This window comes from Lysinibacillus sp. BSL11 (genome assembly GCF_052928325.1).
Map to the genome: position 1 here is coordinate 105,513 of NZ_JAVGCX010000010.1, position 18,034 is coordinate 123,546.

Consider the following 18,034-nt stretch of genomic DNA (forward strand, 5'->3'; position numbering starts at 1 on the left):
GAAGAACTACGTAAAAACCAAGTACTAATAGTCCTATTCTAGACATTATTTTGTCACGATATAACAAACACCGCCTGCCGAAGTAAGCAAGCGGTGTTCGCTGTTAACAATTAAGCATGAATTTCATGATTTTTCATGAATTTTTGTAGTGTTTCATAGAATGCGTCAAATGTTGGGATGTCCATTTGTTGTTGTGAGTCAGACAATGCAACAGATGGATCTGGATGCACTTCTGCCATGACGCCATCAGCACCGATGGCAATCGCTGCTTTTGCACATGGTAATAATAAATCACGACGCCCTGTTGAATGCGTAACATCTACGAATACTGGCAAATGCGTTTCTTGTTTTAAAACTGGTACGGCTGAAATATCTAATGTATTACGAGTTGCTTTTTCATAAGTACGGATACCACGTTCACAAAGGATAATGTTTTCATTTCCTTTAGACATAATGTATTCGGCAGCATGAATGAATTCATCAATTGTTGCAGCTAAGCCTCGTTTTAATAATACAGGTTTATTTGTTGCACCTGCTGCTTTTAATAATTCAAAGTTTTGCATATTACGTGCACCAATTTGGATGACATCAATATAATCCAATGCTTCCTCTAAATGACCTGGTGTCACGATTTCTGTAATAACACCTAAACCATATTCCTCGGACACACGTTTTAAGATTTTCAGACCTTCTAATCCAAGACCTTGGAAGTCATAAGGAGAAGTACGTGGCTTATAAGCACCACCACGAATTAACTTTTCGCCTTTTGCTTTAATAGAAGCGGCAACTGCTGCTACTTGCTCATAAGACTCAACCGCACAAGGACCGAATACGAAAGATGGTTTTCCTTGTCCAATTAATTCACCATTGATATTAATAATTGTATCTTCTGACTTCTTCTTACGAGATACAAGCAACTCTTTCTTTTTATCAGCTTCAAGTTGTTTTAAAGCTGTTTTAAAGATTTGCTTAAATATATAATCAACCGTCATTTGGTTTAATGGACCTTGATTGTGTTCTTTAATAAGATCAAGCATGTGTCTTTCACGCAGCGGATCATAGCGATTCACACCTTGTTTTTCTTTAATTTTACCGATTTCATCAACTACAGCTGCACGCTCATTAATTAGACGAAGAATTTCTAAGTTTAAACCGTCTATTTGACTACGTAAGCTTTCTAAATCTTTTTGGCTCATGCTTTCTTGCTCCTCTCCTCATGACAGACACTTTCAGAACTCTGAAATGTATGTTACATTTTTAGATAATAGCATTATTATAATCAATGTTGTTCAGAATGTCACGCATTTTTAATTTAGCGCTTCAACTCGCTAAATTATTTTCAAGTATGACGCGAAAGGAAGCGATTACATTGAGTTCTAAACTATTCGCACTTGATATTGGCACTCGCTCTGTGGTCGGGATTATTCTCCAAGAAGAAAATGACCATTTTCATGTGGAAGATATTTTAGTAAAAGAGCATAAAGAACGTGCCATGGTAGATGGACAAATACATAATGTCATGTATGTGGCAGAATTAATTAATGAAATAAAACGTGAACTTGAAGAGAAACATGGACCTCTCACAAAGGTAAGTGTCGCTGCAGCAGGTCGATCTTTGAAAACTGAACAAGCTAGTGTGACCATCAATATACGTAATCGACCCATTTTTACTGAAGAAGATATTAGTCGCTTGGAACTTCAGGCTGTTCAACAAGCACAGCAGCAACTCTTGCAACAAAAAGAGGATGCAAAAATTAGCCACTATTATTGTGTAGGTTACTCAGTCCTGTATTATCGCTTGGATGGCGAGGAGATTGGAAGCCTGTTGGATCAACAAGGGGATGAAGCCCAAATCGAAGTGATAGCAACATTTCTACCTCGGGTGGTGGTGGAATCATTGATTGCTGCTCTTAAACGAGCTGATTTAGAGATGGAAGCATTGACGTTAGAACCGATTGCTGCCATTAATGTGCTGATTCCTCCAACGATGCGTCGCTTAAATGTGGCACTTGTTGATATAGGGGCAGGGACATCAGATATTGCCATTACGGATAAAAGTACAGTTGTAGCTTATGGCATGGTCCCTACAGCTGGCGATGAAATAACAGAAGCTTTAAGCGACCACTATTTGCTAGACTTCCCTGTAGCTGAAGAGGCTAAACGTCAGCTACAAACCTCTGAAGAGATATTGATTCAAGATATTTTAGGCTTTGATCAGTTCTATCCCAAAGAAGAGGTTTTTTTAGCTATTGAGCCTGCAGTGAAACAGTTGGCGAAGTCTATCGGAGAAGAAATTTTACGACTCAATAACCGAGTAGCACCCAAAGCCGTTATGCTGGTTGGTGGAGGTAGTTTAACACCCAACCTTACTACAGAACTAGGTCAAGTTCTAAATTTACCAGCTAATCGTATTGCTGTTCGAGGCATTGATGCTATTCAAAACTTAACAAAAGAAGAACATATAAAAGCCTCACCTGAATTAGTCACACCTATTGGTATTGCCATTGCTGCTAAAAAGATGCCGATTCAATATATGAGTTTAACAGTCAATAATCAAGTGGTACGTCTTTTTGAACTAAAAGAAATGACTGTGGCTGATGCCTTTCTAGCTGCAAATATTCGCGCAAAGCAATTATATGGAAAACCAGGACATGGGCTATCTATCAGTGTCAACGGACAGGACATTTTTATACCAGGCGGACATGGTCAGCCTGCTGAAATATTGGTAAACGGGCAACAGGCATCTACAAAAAGCCTGATTAAAACTGGAGATGCCATTCAGTTAATAGAAGGCCAAGATGGGCAACAGGCGACGGCTACAGTAAGAGATCTTATAGATGATGCAGCAATAAAGACAGTGACAATTCAAAACACCCAATATGTGATTGAGCCGAAAATTACTGTCAATAACTCTTCTGCATCACTCGATACCGTTTTAAATGATCGTGATATCGTCGTTTTTGATATTGCCGAAACAATTGAGGATGTCTTTAAAATCACTAATAATTGGCATTTGTTAAAACAATTTGAGTCCTATACGATTCAAGTGGATGGACAACCTTTATATTTACCAGAATTTTCCCCTCAGCTAATGATTAATGGAAAAGTAGCAAAATTGAGCTATGCTGTACAAAATGGAGATGTGATAAGCTTCCAACAACCATCTCTACCAACAGTACAACACATCGCAGACCAAATGAATCTTTTGCTAGAGGATAAAATCATTATTCATTTCCAACAGGAAGTTTTGGAACTAAAGAAGACTGCAAATGAAGCAATTGTTAATAAAATGGTTGTATCACCACAGTCCACTGTACACAATGGAGCGACTTTAATATTTAAAGAAAAGGATCGCAGTCGTTGGATTTATCAAGATGTTTTCCGATTCTCTAATTGGCAGCTACCAAGCAACTTTAAGGGGAATTTTACAATTTTAAGAAATGGCCAGACAGCGAGCTTTGATACAGAGATATTTGGTGGTGATCAATTAGAAATAATATTAGAATCTACACCTATCATTTAAAAAAAGGGATACGTTACAACTTTATCTTGTAACGTATCCCTTTATATTATGCATTATGCACGAACTTCTTCATTTGTTTCTTCTTTTTGATCTGCGTTTTCTGTCGTTTCTTCGGCTTTTGGTTCCTCACTTGGAATGTAATCCTCTAATGGTTCTTCCCCTTCAAAGGAAACCGTACCATCATCAAAAACAGTTGGTGCTTTTGCGGTTTTTAGTGTTTTTACTTTCTCTACTAATTGTGTAGATTGCTCTTGAATTTGTTTAGAAAGTTGAACTGTTTTATCTTTTGCAGTTGTCGAGAAGTCTGCACTCTTATCTTTTAGCTGAACAGCTTGTACAGCCACATCACTGCGTAAATCTTTTCCTGATTTTGGAGCTAACAGTAGACCTGCAGCAGCCCCTACGATTCCACCAACTAATGCGCCAATCACAAAATCCTTCATGTTAACACGCTCCTCTTCATAAATCGAGTCTTGTGGATGATAAAGCTGAGGCAAAGAACTTTCAAGCTGCTGTTCCTTTACTTCGTTAAAATTTGGCTTTTGAGTTGTCATGCAACAATTCCTCCCCATCTAATTATCAAATTTGTCTAGACTGGTTGTCCATCTACTTTCACAGATGCATCTTCAACTTATATGTCTAAGACTTTATTTTTATTCAGCCAGCATAGAATACTCACTGAATAATTATCATTTTTTACGACCCCATTTTCTTTTTGGTGTTTCTTCTACTTGCACAGTTTCAAATGCATAGGCATCTGGTGATACCGATTCCTGCTCGATGATTTTGCGTTTTTTCCATTTATCCGCAATCCCCATCGCAACGTTACTCCATTGTACAACTTGTGCAATTTTTTCTTCATTTTGTTCTACGCTTTTAGAAACAGAAGAAGTGATCTGCTGAACAGAATTATTTAAACCATTAACGGAGTCACCAATACCTTTAACAGCTTGAACAACTGAATTTAATTGTTCAGATTTATGTTGAATATCCTCTGCTAAGCTATTTGTTTTTGATAATAAAGACGTTGTTTCGCGTGTAATGCCTTCCATTTGGCCTTCAATCCCAGATAATGTCCCAGCTAAGCTGTTTAGGATGGATTTAAGCGAGAATAGTGTCATGCCCACGCTCACACATAAGATTAAAAAACCGATTGCAGCAATAATGGCTGCAATATACAAAATCACTTCCATAAGTTGACCTCCTGCTAGTAAATTGTCTTTACTATTACTTTCCCTATCTTCGACAAAAAAAACGGAATTCCTGCTTAAATTTGAGAAAAAACAGCTTAACCCCTACGGACTAAGCTGTTTCATTGTTTTTAAGCACGTCTTCAAAAGCATCTTGGAACTTGTGAACATCACCAGCGCCCATAAATAAGAATACTGCGCCATTATGTTTTGTTAATATATCAATTCCTTCAGTGGTAATCACTGCACTGCCTTCAATAAGTGACGCTAAATCATGAATAGAAAGTGCGCCTTGCGTTTCTCTCGCAGAGCCAAATATATCACATAAATAGGCTGTATCAGCAAGGCTCAAACTATCCGCAAAATCTTGTAAAAAAGCTTGTGTACGTGTAAATGTATGTGGTTGGAAAATCGCAACTAGCTCACGCTCAGGATATTTTTGTCGTGCTGATTGAATTGTCGCACGAATTTCCGTTGGATGGTGTGCATAGTCATCTATTAAAACATTATCCCCTATATTGGTCTCAGTAAAACGTCTTTTTACACCTTTATACGTGTGTAAACGCTCCTGAATAATATCTGGAGAAATGCCTTCATATTCACATAGCGTAATAACCGCCAATGTATTTAAAACAGCATGATCTCCAAATAATGGGATAAAGAAAGTGCTATAAAATTCATTACGTACAAAAACATCAAATTTTGTACCCTCAGTTGTTTTTTCAACATTACGTGCTTCAAAATCATTTTCGGCACCAAATCCATAATACACAACTGGTACTTTTGCTTGAATACGTTGAAGCTGTTCATCATCACCACATGCGATAATTGCTTTTTTCACTTGTAATGCTAATGATTGAAATGCAGAATATACGTCCTCTATATTAGCGAAGTAGTCTGGATGATCAAAATCGATGTTCGTCATCACAGCATAATCAGGATTATAGGCTAAAAAGTGACGGCGGTATTCACACGCCTCCATCACAAAGAAATCAGCATTTTCATGACCTGCCCCAGTACCATCACCAATTAAATAAGATGTCGGTTTATAGCCACCTACTACATGTGCCATTAAACCAGTCGTAGACGTTTTACCATGTGCACCTGTGATGGCAATGGATGTATAGTTGCCAATATATTCACCTAAAAATTTATGGTAACGAATGACTTCTACACCTATTTCTCGAGCACGTACTAATTCAGGGTGATCATCAGAAAATGCATTACCTGCGATCACTGTCATACCTTCTTTAATATTATCTGCATTAAATGTAAAAATTGGAATATTACGTTCACGTAACGGCTGCTCCGTGAAGAAATATTTATCGACATCTGAGCCCTGTACTTGTTCACCAGCATCAAATAAGATTTGAGCAAGCGAACTCATGCCAGAACCTTTAATGCCTGTGAAATGAAAAACTGTCATTAATTAAACCCCCCGGGAATTTCAATATCCCATCTATCATCTATTAGGTGTATCGTATTATTTCACGAATGGTTAGGTATTAATACCTTCACAAGTGTTAAAAAATACGTACTATTCAACACATCTTGTCTATTATAGCACTTTTTATGCATAAGGATAGATGTGTAACTTTTCTAAAAAAACTAAATTCGACGTAAATTAGATAATCTAGACGAAAACAATGCAATTCTTATTCAAACATAGTAATTAAATCTTCTTCGGTAATGTAACTTTCACGTGGCTTACTTCCTCTTGCTTCCGAAACAAAACCATGTGATTCTAACATGTCAATTAAACGAGCAGCACGATTATAGCCTATATGATACTTTCGTTGAATCAATGAGGTAGAAGCGCCACCTTGCTCATAGACAAATCGGCAAACATCTTCAAATAAATCGTCCTGTTCTGCCGACACCTCTGTTTTCTTTAATAATTCCTCTTGATCGAAAATATAATCAGGCTCACCCTGTTCACGAACATGCTCAATAATCGATTCAATTTCATCATCTGTTACAAAAGTTCCCTGTAAACGCACTGGCGCTGACATACCATTACCTAAATATAGCATATCCCCTCGACCAAGTAACCTTTCTGCTCCCTGCCCATCTAAAATGGTACGAGAATCAATTTGAGAGGAAACGGCAAAGGCAATACGTGTAGGGATATTTGATTTGATTAACCCTGTAATAACATCCACTGAAGGTCTTTGTGTTGCAACAATTAAATGGATACCACATGCACGTGCCTTTTGAGCAATACGGCAAATGGCCTCCTCTACATCTGCTGGAGACATCATCATTAAATCAGCTAGCTCATCAATGACAATTAAAATGTAAGGCAACTTCAGGCTATGTTCATTATTTTTATCTGCTATGGCGTTAAAACGTGTAATATCACGTGCACCTGCATGAGCAAATAGTTGATAGCGACGCTCCATTTCCTCAACTGCCCATTTAAGTGCAGCCGTTGCCGCCTTTACATCTGTAATGACAGGACTAACTAAATGCGGAATATGGTTAAAAGGCGCCAGTTCTACCATTTTAGGGTCGATCAGCATGAGTTTTAGCTCGTGTGGTGCAGCTTTATATAATAAACTAACCAAAATAGAATTAATACAAACGGATTTACCCGAACCTGTAGCACCAGCGATTAAGCCATGTGGCATTTTACGTAGATCTAACGTAACAGGCTTTCCAGTCAAATCAAGTCCTAATGCTGCCTCTAATGGTGAATCTGACTCAACAAAGGAGGGACTATTTGTTACCTCAGATAAGCGAACAGCTCGTGATACCCGATTTGGGATCTCAATACCGATCGAACTCTTCCCAGGAATTGGTGCTTGAATACGAATATCTTTTGCTGCTAAGGCAAGTTTTAAATCATCTGCTAAGTTTCGAATTTTACTAACCTTTGTACCATGGCTCACCGTTATTTCAAATTGAGTAACGGCAGGACCTTGCATAATCGATTCAATTTGTGCAGAAACTTGGAAATAAGATAGTGCTTCGACTAATGTGTCGCCCTGTTGCTCCATCCAATCCGTATCTTGTGTTTTTTCCTCTGGTGGCTCTAGGTATTCATCCGTAGGCTTTTGATAGACGTGAGCAGGCTTTGCTGGTAACTCAACTTCTACTTCTACTTCTACTACTTGATTCTCAACAGATTCTACTGGAGCATACTCTACAATTTCTGAAACGACTTCAGGTTCGATAGCTAGTTCTGGTTCTGACACTTGTTCCCGTTCTGAAGCTAGTTCAAGTCGTTCTGAAGCTAGTTCAAGTCGTTCTGAAGCTAGTTCAAGTTCTGGTTCTAACTCAAGCTTTGGCTCAATAGTTGCAGAAATTTCATCAGCAGTGGTTTTTTCAATTTCTATTCTTTCATTTGTTGAGATACTTGACATTGATGTAACAGGAGCCATTGTAATTACAGCAATAGGCTCTTCAGCATTGCTTTTTGTAGTGACACTTTCTACTTCATCTTTTATATCAAGTTGCACTGGACCATCTACTTGCAATTGAACATTCTCTGTCATATGGAAATCGTTGTCATCTTTTGATGGTGAAACGGACATTTCATTTGTTGTCATGCTGTCTAAGGACGATGATTTTTCTGGCATCACATCCACTAGTTTGTTTTTCTCTGTTTCCGGCTTGCTCTCTACACGTATAGGCTGATGAGCCATCTTTAATTGCTGTTGGATTCTCCATTTTTCTTTATCTGTTTTTAACATGAGTACATTAAATGGAATTCGACTTTTGTCTTCCCTCGATGCAGTATCAGGAGATTGGTCATCCATTGACGGTTGAACGACAGTAACTTCTCCAATATGGATCGTAGAATTTTCAATTTGTACTTGTTCCACAATCATTTCTTTGACATGGATTTCGGATTGATCTGCTGAAAGTTGTTGAACTGTTTGATCTTGAACAACAGCTTCCTTCTCTTGCCCTTCAAAATCCATAGCAAAAGAAGTCGTTTGAGGCACAGCTACATTTGATGACAAATTTTCCTTATCATCGTTCTCTTCAACCAACAGTTCTTCCTCAAAAATAATTGGTTCACTTACTGTCAAAATTTCTTTCGATTGAATAATCTCATGGTGTTCGGATACAACCGTTTGGTTTGTGCTAGCCGGCTCTTTTTCTTCTAGTATATTTTCATTGACATCATTTGTTGTCGCTTCTTTTAAAGGCTTTGCAACAGTTACCTTTTCAACTGCCTGTACATCGGTTTCTTGCTTCTCGTATTCCTCTTTTCTTTTATCTAATAATTCTTTGATGGGACTTGGTTTTGCAAAACCATAGACAGGTGAAGGCACATCTGTTGGAACAAATCGTTTGCGATTCTCAGGCATAATATTTTCAACTTTTTGTTCTTTTCGCTGACTCTTTTCTTTTGGTGCAGGTGCAGTCATAGGACTTATATTAGCTGTTTCATTTTGTGCATCACGAAACACTAAGCTTGCTCTTGAACGAAATTCTTGTTCTGAAGGCTGACTTTTCATCGTTGTTTTTCTACCTGTACGTTTAGAGCGATTTGCTAGTAAATCTCGAATTCCTGAAACCTCTACATCATAAACACTAGAATCGACAATATGATGATTTAAATGTTTTGGTAACGATAAATCCCCTATTTGTCCATATTCATCATCTTCCATTTGATCAAACATTTCTTTTGAGGACGTATAGGAAGCCTCACCTTCATCATCGTCAATCAAAGGAAAACGGAAAGTCTTTTGCTTAGAGATTGGTGGTTCTTTTTGTGTATGTAATTGCTCCGACTGAACTTCTCCATAATCCTCATAATATTCTTCATACTCATAGTCTTCATCTTCTTTATTAATAAATTTACTAATTTGTTTTTTAAACCAGTTCACTTCGTTTCACTCATTTCTCTTACACTTCATTTATAGCATTGTCTAGTTTTAAATTTATCAATAGCTCAATGTCTACATCAAAAAGCATACCATAAAAACGGTCTTGAAACTTGCATTTAGAGGCTCATTCTAAACAAAAAAATCGTTATGCTACTAGCATATTAGTAACATAACGATTTAGGGCATTTCACCTTGACACAAGGAATAATATCATGATAAAACCTTTAAATTTTAATAATTTCTTTTTTAAATAGGGAAATTTTTATTTAGTTGATGATTCAAAAGCACTACCTACTATAGCATCCTCTGGTAATACTAAAATTCCTTTTTCAGATGGTGCATTAGGAATCGCTAATTCACGCGCTGAACAAAGCATGCCGTAAGACTCAACACCGCGTAAATTCCCTTCTTTAATAAGCATTCCTGAAGGCATTACGGCACCAATTTTCGCAACAACTACCTTCTGACCTGCTTCTACATTAGGGGCACCACATACAATTTGTAGTATCTCATCTCCTACATTGACTGAACAGATACTCAATTTGTCAGCATTAGGATGCTTGTCCTTTGTTTCTACATAACCAACAACAAATTTTGGTGAAAAATCAACATCAAGATTAATATTAGCTCCATTTTTTTCGATTGCCACTGCTAGCTGTGCTACTAATTCTGGTGTCACTTCTACTAAGCCTTTAGCATCTGTTTGGATGTAACTGCTCGCATTAAATAAATTGAAGGCTTTAATTTCTCCCGTTTGAGCTTCTCTTAAAATAGCAATATCACCAGCACGTTCTACTTCTGTTTTCACAATGGCCTCCGTTGCTAGTTGAACTAGTAAGACATCTCCTACATGCTCTTTGTTGTAAAATACGTTCATTGTTATTCTTGCTCCTTTTTCACTCTGTTTTTTGCTAAGATAAAGATTGGTTCTAGTTCCCCATCTTCATAAATAAAAGATAATGACGTAATCGGTACAGTACCGACTGCAAAGAAATGCATTGTCATCTGTGCTAATACATCATACCCTGTTTCATTACGAATATCACCTATAATTAATACATCTTGATGAGGCACAGATAATGTCATATCGCCCTCCACTTGTGCCTGCATTTCTTTTAAAAAGCTCTCATTTAAAATACGGCTAGCATCATAGCCATCATTCACATTGACAAAATAAAAAATATTACCTGCTACCTCATCTTTTTTATAGGCGGTTGGTAGTTGTTTCACCGAAAAGCGTGCCATTTCTCGAATTTGTTCTACAGTTAATTGTAAGGCTTCTAGCATGGATTCATCAATAAAGCGATAGGTTTTACCTAAATCTAGTGCATAAAAAACGCGCGTTTCAGCTGTATGCTCAGTTGTAATAAAGACATGCCCTTCTTTCGATTTCTGTGGATAAGAAGTGGCACGAATTACGGGATAAATCTGTGTAGTCGTTTGGAAACCCTGTTCTTTTTCTTGTACCATCGCATTAAAGGTTTGCTCAATTGTATATATAACTTCTTCAATCGCCGACTCTTGCTTCTCATTATATTTTGCTAAAATCCCAGGTAAGGAGAGCTCCATCCCTTTTTCAATCATCTTATGATTCAAGCGTAATTTATCGTACTTTTTATCAAAATGAAATTCATATTTCTCTTCAGTTAAATGCTTTTTTAATAGCTCGACTAGTTGTTCAGACTTCATTTGCTTCATCTTTTTCACATCCTAACTTCAAAATGAAACGGCTCACATGTTTGTGAACCGTTCTGTTCATTCCTTCTATTTACTTTATCTTAACCGAATGAACGATTTTCGTCATCTCACGCAAATTATTTTCAATTTGTTTAGCCTTTGAAATGGTTGTCATCTTCACACCACCACTACTTACAATGAGTTCCATTTCATTTTCTTCGTCCGTTTTTAGAACCGCTGTAAAGCCAAAACGACCATCCTTATCAAAAGTCGATTCCTCGATAATTTTGTCCGCATCATTTTCTTTTAAAAGACTATAATAAAGTTTACTGTCTTGTGCTTCACGATCATTGATAAAAAGAATGTAGCTTTCTTTTCCTTTTGAAATCACAATATTATAAGCATCTGAACTGTCTTCAATTTTAAAGTTTGAAGGTAAGTATAATTTGATATCCCCAATTTCTACTGTATGTTCTTCTGGCTCTTCAGCAAAAACCTTCTCCGTTAATTGGAGCCCATTAGCAATTTGATCATCAATAGATTGATTGCAGCCAGAAAGGACAAGAAGTAAAAGCATTAGGCCAATTGCTCTTAGCCATGAAAATAACATGTCTCTCTTCCTTTCACTACTAACTTTTTTCTATTTTAAAAAAATTATTCATAAGATGCAACCTAACTACCCTCTCACCACTAATTCTTTTTAACTATTTTTGTGAAAATGTGAACAAATATTGACCAACCAAAAGCGAGACAATATGCTCAAACATCATCTGTCTACTCACTAAACCTTGCGTAAAAATACCTACAGCACCTGCACCCTGTCGAATATCTCGACGCTTTGTATATTGCTCCATAATCGGCCCAAGTTCTCCACCAGTTCTTATTTCCTGGGCAATTTCTTTTGGCAGAATAATTTGTGCGCCGGCAGCTGTAAACATTGTTCCGTCTGATACAGTTAATGCACCCCAGTTACAAACGTACATTTCATCATCGATTTCAGTTACGCCACCTTCTAAGCCAAATGATAATTCTGCATCCGTTAAAATCAATGCGTTTTTAGCACGATTCATTGCTCCTAATCTAGTTTCTTCATTACTTATCGGTTGATCTGATACTTCAGAAGCAGCTTTGACATGAGTAAAGAGAGAATCCTCAAAGTATTTGCGAACAATTACTTCAACTGCGTCTGTTTTGGCTTTATTGGTTGTGCCAATTGCTATCTTCATTTAATCCCTACTTTCTTTCCATAGAAAAAGATGCCTCTAAAAGGCATCTTCCTAACTTCTTATACATTAGCGTGAATTGTCTCCAATGTCGAACGATCTGCTTTTTTTACTAATTCAACAATTAATGCTTTGGCAGCTGCATAATCATCAATGTGAATAATTGACGCTGATGTATGAATATAACGTGAGCATACACCAATAACTGCACTTGGAACGCCATCGTTTGCCGTATGCACTCGACCAGCATCTGTTCCACCTTGGGAGACAAAGTACTGATAAGGGATATGATTGGATTCGGCTGTATCTAAAATAAATTCACGCATACCTCGATGTGTTACCATTGTACGATCTAAAATACGAAGTAAAGTACCTTTGCCGAGCTGTCCAAATTGACTTTTTTCACCTGACATATCATTGGCAGGAGAAGCATCTAGTGCAAAGAATAAATCTGGTTTAATCATGTTTGCTGATACTTGTGCACCGCGCAAGCCAACTTCCTCCATTACATTTGCACCTGAGTATAAATGTGAGCCTAATTTTTCGTGCTGTACTTCTTTCATTAATTCAATCGCTAGACCACAGCCATAGCGGTTATCCCAAGCTTTAGCCATAATTTTCTTCGGATTTGCCATTGGTGTGAATGGACAAATTGGTATGATGGATTGTCCAGGACGAACACCCATAGACATAGCATCTTCTTTATTATCAGCACCAACATCGATAAGCATATTTTTTATATCCATTGGCTTCGCTCGTTCTGCATCTGTTAATAAATGTGGTGGGATGGATGAAACTACACCAGGAATTGCCCCATTTTTCGTATATACTTCTACACGCTGTGCAAGCATAACCTGGTTCCACCAGCCGCCCAATGTTTGAAAGCGGATCATTCCATTATCTGTGATAGAAGTAACCATAAATGCAACCTCATCCATATGACCAGCAACTAATATTTTCGGTGCATCCGTAACATCGCTGTGCTTAACACCAAAAATACCCCCTAAATTATCTTGAACGATTTCATCCGAGTACTTTTCTAACTCAGAACGCATGAACGCACGTACTGCGTGTTCATTACCCGGAGCGCCTGGTAATTCTGTTAATGTTTTAAATAATTGTAATGTGTCCTCATTCATGATGACTCTCTCCCCACGAAGTAGAATATTCTTCCTTGCCTATTGTAACACAATTATTTCCGAATTCGAAATATTGATACATTTCCTAAATCCGCTAATTGTGAACGTGCATTCACTCTATAGGCTATGCTAAAATAAAGGTATAGAAAAAGGAGGAAAAAAGTATGAAATTACGTGATTTTTTAATTGGTGTCGCAACTGGCTTAGCTGCCGCAGTCATTATTAAAGAAGCTAGTGAAAAAGTTTCTCCGTTCGTACCTGCAGGACAAGTACTTGAAAACATAAAAAGAGAATTTAAAAAGGATTCGCCGATTGATGGTTCTTGGATTTTTATGAAAACTGAAGATTTCACAAACGGTATTATTACCATCCCAGTATATCGTGGGGGGATCTCGCGTATGCATGAAGGTGAGATGCAGACATTCGAATTTGCTGCCGATGCACGCTCTGGTGTTGTCGTGGAACTAACAGAAGTTTAATTATGTATATACAATAGAAGCCATCTCATAAAATGGAGATGGCTTCTCTATGTTATTCGGATAATCCTTTATTATTAAAGTACTTTTTATACTTACGATAATAATTTAAATTATTGAGTGTTAGTTTCACCCAACGCTTCGCATTCATATCCTCATTAAAGTAAAGAGAATTTGTGTATTTACCCTCACTAATTAATTTTTTTGCTTCTAGTTTGAGCTTTTCATTGGATGCATATTTGAATAATACACCTTTAGGAATAATCATCCATAAATGCTTGTCCTGCACATATGTGACTTCTTGCTCGATATTTAACATATGGTCATCCGCAACATACTTCATTAAATTATGCCCACTTGCTGTTACATAATAGCTAGAACGACCATTACGTAAATTGATTTCAAAAAGTTTATATTGCTTGTCTCGAATATCATATTTCATATCAAAATTCGCAAAACCTGTATAGCCAATGTCTTCTAGGAAGAAACGTACTTGATCCATTAATTCTTTATCATAGGTTGTCACGATGGCTGCATAACTTCCGATTCCTTCAGGAGAATGTTCTTCTAGAATAGGGTTACCTAGACACATCAGCTTCACTTTTCCATCCTTCCCTACATAGGCATTTAACACACGCATATAGGAATCATCCCCAGGAATAAATTCTTGAATAATCATTGTATCCTGATAAGTAGAGCTATAAATAGCTTTTAATATAGCCGTTTTTTCCGCTTCATCATGTGCAACAAATACTTTTTTCTTCCCAGGGAATTTACAAGCCCAATACTCTACAGAGTTTGAAGCCTTTAAAATAATAGGGTAAGCAAATGGTGGTGTAAAGTTTTCATAGTTGTCCGCTGTCACCGTTGTTGTACCTGGATATTTAAAATTATATTGATCACACATTTTATAGAAATTTTCTTTCAATAAAATTTCGTCCATCAACGATTCATCGATATAAGGTACGGTAAAATGCTCTTGTAACGCTGGTTTATTTTTGATGATCAGCTTGGCATAATCGTCCCCACATGCTAAAAGTAACAGTTTTTTATCAGCATATTTTTTTGCAACTTCTGCAAGGGCAGGTGCAAAAACATCTTGTTCATTTAAACGGTCTATTTCTTGAAATTGTAGGATATGGCTATCTTGTGTTGCTGTTAAATGAGAACGTCCTAAGACAAGTGGTTTTATACCATATGCTTCATAAAACGCACGTGCCATTCCATATGCATTCATATCTGATCCAAGTAAAACGGGTAAAAATGGTTGTTCAGTTGCCATGTTTATTTCAACTCTCTTTTGTATTTTAGTATCGTGTTAAGTGTATCATATTTTCTATCCTGTTCACGAACAAAAACGCGAGGTATTGACATTTTATATGCCAAAATACCTCGCCTTTGCTTGCTCTATTAAAATGTAATAACAGCTTGTCTACTACGCTCTAATTTATCCACAATCTCTTTACCTGACTCATCCCATCTAATCATACGGTAATAAGCATCGTGATAGAAAATAAAGCCATAGTTATTTGCAAGGGCTTCCTTCATCAGTCGCTCCTTTGCAAATACACTTGTCATTGGATAATCGTCATAGGCTAATACCCATAATGGATTTTGATGAGCATGAGTCGGCATAATATCTGCCATATGCAATAACACTTCATCATTTTGCGTTAGCTTAATGACAGCATGTCCCTCACTATGACCACCAGTATGAATCATTTCGATTCCAGGTACTACTTCCAATGACTCTTCGTAGGTTTCAACTAAATGCTGAACTGGCTCCCAATTTTCTTTCCAATAAGTATTTTTAGAACGGATATTGGGGTTACGCATTTCATCCCATTCAATTTTCGTTACAAAAATCTTGGCATTTGGGAAAGTCGGTACAAGTACATCCCCTTCCCACTGCGTTAATCCACCAGCATGATCAAAATGTAAATGCGTCATTAACACTGCATCAATATCCGCTGTCGTTAATCCTAACTCTTGTAAGCTATCTGCTAACGAAGATTCTTCTGTTACACCAAAGTTTCGTAGTTGCTTTTCATTTAATTTGTTAAAGCCAACACCCGTATCAATAAGGTAGTTTTTGCCCCCAAATTGAATAAGGATAGGTTCTGTTGGCAATTCAATTTGGTTTTTTTCATTGACTGGATATTTGCGGGACCAAAGAGGCTTTGGTACAACACCAAACATCGCACCACCATCTAGGCACGTAACACCCCCGTTTAGCCATGATAATGACATATTGTGAAACTGTAACTGATCCATCCATATTCCCCCTACAATTTAGTGATAAATTGCGATTCTAAGCGATAAATCGGCTGCCCCTTCGCAGAAAACTTCTCTTCATATTCCGTCATCACATTATCCTCTGGCATATTTGCATGCAGGTCGAGAGATACATACTTTAATAACATCCCATATTCAGACATACTGATTAAAGAATACTCGAAAAGACCTCGGTTATCTGTTTTAAAATGGACTTCCCCATTATCCACTAAAATCGACTCATATAATTTCAAAAAATCCCCGTGCGTTAAACGTCTTTTTGCATGTCTTGTTTTTGGCCAAGGATCTGAGAAATTCAGGTATACACGTGATACATCGTTTTTGTCAAAGAATTTATATAAATCTGCGCCATTTACTTTTAGTAACCGTAAATTCGCTGGAGATTTTGCCTCTAGCACTTTTTCTAGTGCACAAACAATCACACTATCGTAAAGTTCAATGCCAATATAATTGATTGTTGGATTTTGCAAAGCCATACCGGTCACAAATTGTCCTTTTCCAGACCCTACTTCAATATGGATAGGGTTGTCATTGCCGAAAACAGCCTGCCAATTTCCTTTAAAGTCTTCAGGATTTGGAATAATCACCTCTGGGTGATCTGTAATCATTTCCTCTGCCCAAGGCTTATTTCTTAATCTCAATGTTGTTCCTCATTTCTTTCTTATGAAATTATTGATTTTTTTATAGTATAACGTATTCCCTTATAATTCGCATGAAATTATTGCACCATGATATTTTTATAAATCCTTAACAATAACCTGCCAAGCATTTTTCTGTATTGTACAATGGATATTGGTCTCTTGATTGACAATGCCAATATAATTACCATCCGTATGGCAGTCAACCTTATCTGCTACGATAAGTTCAAAGACCTGCCCCTGTAAAAAAGTAACTTCCTTAAATTTTGTATGCTTTTCAAAAAACACAGTGACAAATACAAGTAATAATTTGATACGAGAAATATCATGTACAATCGTGATATCCACTTGCCCATCATCTGCTTTTGCGGCAGGTGATATTTTCATGCCGCCTCCAAAATAAGGTTGATTACTCATCGCCACAAACCACGTCTGCTGAAATTGCCATTCCTGTTCCCCTGAACGTATCGTTATGTCAAAGCGTTCAAAGCGAAATAACCCTCTAATTACAGCGACAGCATACGAAAGTTTGCCTAGTCCAATCTTATTGAGATAAAACTTAAGACGAGAAGTGTTAATTGATTTTGTCACAAAGGCATCAAAGCCTATGCCAGCATTATTAACAAATATTTCCTTTTGTTGATTACCAATATGAACGATCCCTGCATCCATTCTTACATTAGCCAAGGTAGTCTTTACATAATCCTCGATTTGCTGGGCATTGGAAAAGGTATGAAAATAACGTGCAAAGTCATTACCAGAGCCAGCACGAACTACACCAATTATGATGTATTTATTATGTATAACACCACTAACCACTTCATGAATAGTGCCATCACCGCCAACAACGACAAGCAATTTTTTCTCTTGTTGCTGGTGTGCCCATTGTTGAGCGATTTTCTGTCCATGTCCTGCATATTCAGTAAAAGCCACTTGGTAGGAAATCGTTAGTTGCTCTTGAAGTTGGAGCCAAACTTTTTTTCCTTTTCCATTCCCAGCAGCCTCATTGACAATAAATAGAATGTTCATAGA

General features: G+C 37.3%; 16 protein-coding genes. 2 read left to right on the top strand and 14 right to left on the bottom strand.

Going from position 1 to position 18,034, the window contains the following annotated elements:
- Nucleotides 1-110 precede the first annotated feature (110 nt).
- The gene (locus RCJ95_RS13650; protein WP_004226108.1) at nucleotides 111-1,196 is read right to left on the bottom strand and encodes a bifunctional 3-deoxy-7-phosphoheptulonate synthase/chorismate mutase; all 1,086 of its coding nucleotides are present in this window, start codon (nucleotides 1,194-1,196) and stop codon (nucleotides 111-113) included.
- A gap of 173 nt (nucleotides 1,197-1,369) precedes the next feature.
- Between RCJ95_RS13650 and pilM the strand changes: the two genes are divergently transcribed.
- Nucleotides 1,370-3,523 (top strand): pilus assembly protein PilM, encoded by a 2,154-nt coding sequence (gene pilM / locus RCJ95_RS13655; protein WP_221681015.1) that lies wholly within the window; start codon nucleotides 1,370-1,372, stop codon nucleotides 3,521-3,523.
- Nucleotides 3,524-3,576: 53 nt separating this feature from the next.
- Here pilM and RCJ95_RS13660 read toward each other — a convergent pair whose 3' ends face one another.
- From RCJ95_RS13660 to RCJ95_RS13700, 9 genes are all read right to left on the bottom strand, one after another.
- A complete protein-coding gene (locus RCJ95_RS13660; protein WP_257520362.1) occupies nucleotides 3,577-4,077 on the bottom strand; it encodes a YtxH domain-containing protein in 501 nt (166 codons plus the stop codon).
- A 135-nt stretch (nucleotides 4,078-4,212) separates the two neighbouring features.
- Complete coding sequence (locus RCJ95_RS13665; RefSeq protein WP_004226103.1) at nucleotides 4,213-4,716, bottom strand: DUF948 domain-containing protein; 504 nt, start codon at nucleotides 4,714-4,716, stop codon at nucleotides 4,213-4,215.
- A gap of 109 nt (nucleotides 4,717-4,825) precedes the next feature.
- Nucleotides 4,826-6,139 (bottom strand): UDP-N-acetylmuramate--L-alanine ligase, encoded by a 1,314-nt coding sequence (gene murC / locus RCJ95_RS13670; protein ID WP_221681017.1) that lies wholly within the window; start codon nucleotides 6,137-6,139, stop codon nucleotides 4,826-4,828.
- A gap of 229 nt (nucleotides 6,140-6,368) precedes the next feature.
- Nucleotides 6,369-9,554 (bottom strand): DNA translocase FtsK, encoded by a 3,186-nt coding sequence (locus tag RCJ95_RS13675; RefSeq protein WP_446722413.1) that lies wholly within the window; start codon nucleotides 9,552-9,554, stop codon nucleotides 6,369-6,371.
- 262 nt (nucleotides 9,555-9,816) lie between these two features.
- Nucleotides 9,817-10,431, bottom strand: coding sequence for a YtpR family tRNA-binding protein (gene ytpR, locus RCJ95_RS13680; protein ID WP_312128164.1), 615 nt, complete (start codon nucleotides 10,429-10,431; stop codon nucleotides 9,817-9,819).
- A gap of 2 nt (nucleotides 10,432-10,433) precedes the next feature.
- Nucleotides 10,434-11,252, bottom strand: coding sequence for a DUF1444 domain-containing protein (locus tag RCJ95_RS13685; RefSeq protein ID WP_312128162.1), 819 nt, complete (start codon nucleotides 11,250-11,252; stop codon nucleotides 10,434-10,436).
- 70 nt (nucleotides 11,253-11,322) lie between these two features.
- On the bottom strand, nucleotides 11,323-11,841 hold the full coding sequence (locus tag RCJ95_RS13690) for a hypothetical protein (protein WP_221681021.1): 519 nt from the start codon (nucleotides 11,839-11,841) through the stop codon (nucleotides 11,323-11,325).
- A 94-nt stretch (nucleotides 11,842-11,935) separates the two neighbouring features.
- The gene (locus RCJ95_RS13695; RefSeq protein ID WP_221681022.1) at nucleotides 11,936-12,457 is read right to left on the bottom strand and encodes a DUF84 family protein; all 522 of its coding nucleotides are present in this window, start codon (nucleotides 12,455-12,457) and stop codon (nucleotides 11,936-11,938) included.
- Nucleotides 12,458-12,516: 59 nt separating this feature from the next.
- The gene (locus RCJ95_RS13700) at nucleotides 12,517-13,593 is read right to left on the bottom strand and encodes a M42 family metallopeptidase (protein WP_221681023.1); all 1,077 of its coding nucleotides are present in this window, start codon (nucleotides 13,591-13,593) and stop codon (nucleotides 12,517-12,519) included.
- Nucleotides 13,594-13,757: 164 nt separating this feature from the next.
- On the opposite strand from RCJ95_RS13700, the gene RCJ95_RS13705 reads away from it, so the two are divergent.
- Entirely contained in the window at nucleotides 13,758-14,072 is a 315-nt protein-coding gene (locus tag RCJ95_RS13705; protein WP_004226089.1) for a hypothetical protein, read from the top strand.
- 52 nt (nucleotides 14,073-14,124) lie between these two features.
- Here the strand turns inward: RCJ95_RS13705 and RCJ95_RS13710 are convergent, their stop codons facing one another.
- The 4 genes from RCJ95_RS13710 to RCJ95_RS13725 all read right to left on the bottom strand — a co-directional run bounded on the left by RCJ95_RS13710 (nucleotide 14,125) and on the right by RCJ95_RS13725 (nucleotide 18,031).
- Nucleotides 14,125-15,351: a carboxylate--amine ligase gene (locus RCJ95_RS13710; protein WP_066037570.1), complete on the bottom strand. Its 1,227-nt coding sequence runs from the start codon at nucleotides 15,349-15,351 to the stop codon at nucleotides 14,125-14,127.
- A 128-nt stretch (nucleotides 15,352-15,479) separates the two neighbouring features.
- Complete coding sequence (locus RCJ95_RS13715; RefSeq protein WP_221681024.1) at nucleotides 15,480-16,343, bottom strand: YtnP family quorum-quenching lactonase; 864 nt, start codon at nucleotides 16,341-16,343, stop codon at nucleotides 15,480-15,482.
- 11 nt (nucleotides 16,344-16,354) lie between these two features.
- Nucleotides 16,355-17,005: a tRNA (guanosine(46)-N7)-methyltransferase TrmB gene (gene trmB, locus RCJ95_RS13720; protein WP_016991781.1), complete on the bottom strand. Its 651-nt coding sequence runs from the start codon at nucleotides 17,003-17,005 to the stop codon at nucleotides 16,355-16,357.
- A gap of 96 nt (nucleotides 17,006-17,101) precedes the next feature.
- A complete protein-coding gene (locus RCJ95_RS13725; RefSeq protein ID WP_312128159.1) occupies nucleotides 17,102-18,031 on the bottom strand; it encodes a diacylglycerol/lipid kinase family protein in 930 nt (309 codons plus the stop codon).
- Nucleotides 18,032-18,034: the final 3 nt, after the last annotated feature.

Bases quoted from the DNA above. Each gene is read 5' to 3' on its own strand.
- RCJ95_RS13650 (WP_004226108.1), bottom strand. From the start codon at position 1,196: ATGAGCCAAAAAGATTTAGAAAGCTTACGTAGTCAAATAGACGGTTTA.
- RCJ95_RS13660 (WP_257520362.1), bottom strand. From the start codon at position 4,077: ATGACAACTCAAAAGCCAAATTTTAACGAAGTAAAGGAACAGCAGCTT.
- RCJ95_RS13665 (WP_004226103.1), bottom strand. From the start codon at position 4,716: ATGGAAGTGATTTTGTATATTGCAGCCATTATTGCTGCAATCGGTTTT.
- murC (WP_221681017.1), bottom strand. From the start codon at position 6,139: ATGACAGTTTTTCATTTCACAGGCATTAAAGGTTCTGGCATGAGTTCG.
- ytpR (WP_312128164.1), bottom strand. From the start codon at position 10,431: ATGAACGTATTTTACAACAAAGAGCATGTAGGAGATGTCTTACTAGTT.
- RCJ95_RS13685 (WP_312128162.1), bottom strand. From the start codon at position 11,252: ATGAAGCAAATGAAGTCTGAACAACTAGTCGAGCTATTAAAAAAGCAT.
- RCJ95_RS13690 (WP_221681021.1), bottom strand. From the start codon at position 11,841: ATGTTATTTTCATGGCTAAGAGCAATTGGCCTAATGCTTTTACTTCTT.
- RCJ95_RS13695 (WP_221681022.1), bottom strand. From the start codon at position 12,457: ATGAAGATAGCAATTGGCACAACCAATAAAGCCAAAACAGACGCAGTT.
- RCJ95_RS13700 (WP_221681023.1), bottom strand. From the start codon at position 13,593: ATGAATGAGGACACATTACAATTATTTAAAACATTAACAGAATTACCA.
- RCJ95_RS13705 (WP_004226089.1), top strand. From the start codon at position 13,758: ATGAAATTACGTGATTTTTTAATTGGTGTCGCAACTGGCTTAGCTGCC.
- RCJ95_RS13710 (WP_066037570.1), bottom strand. From the start codon at position 15,351: ATGGCAACTGAACAACCATTTTTACCCGTTTTACTTGGATCAGATATG.
- RCJ95_RS13715 (WP_221681024.1), bottom strand. From the start codon at position 16,343: ATGGATCAGTTACAGTTTCACAATATGTCATTATCATGGCTAAACGGG.
- RCJ95_RS13725 (WP_312128159.1), bottom strand. From the start codon at position 18,031: ATGAACATTCTATTTATTGTCAATGAGGCTGCTGGGAATGGAAAAGGA.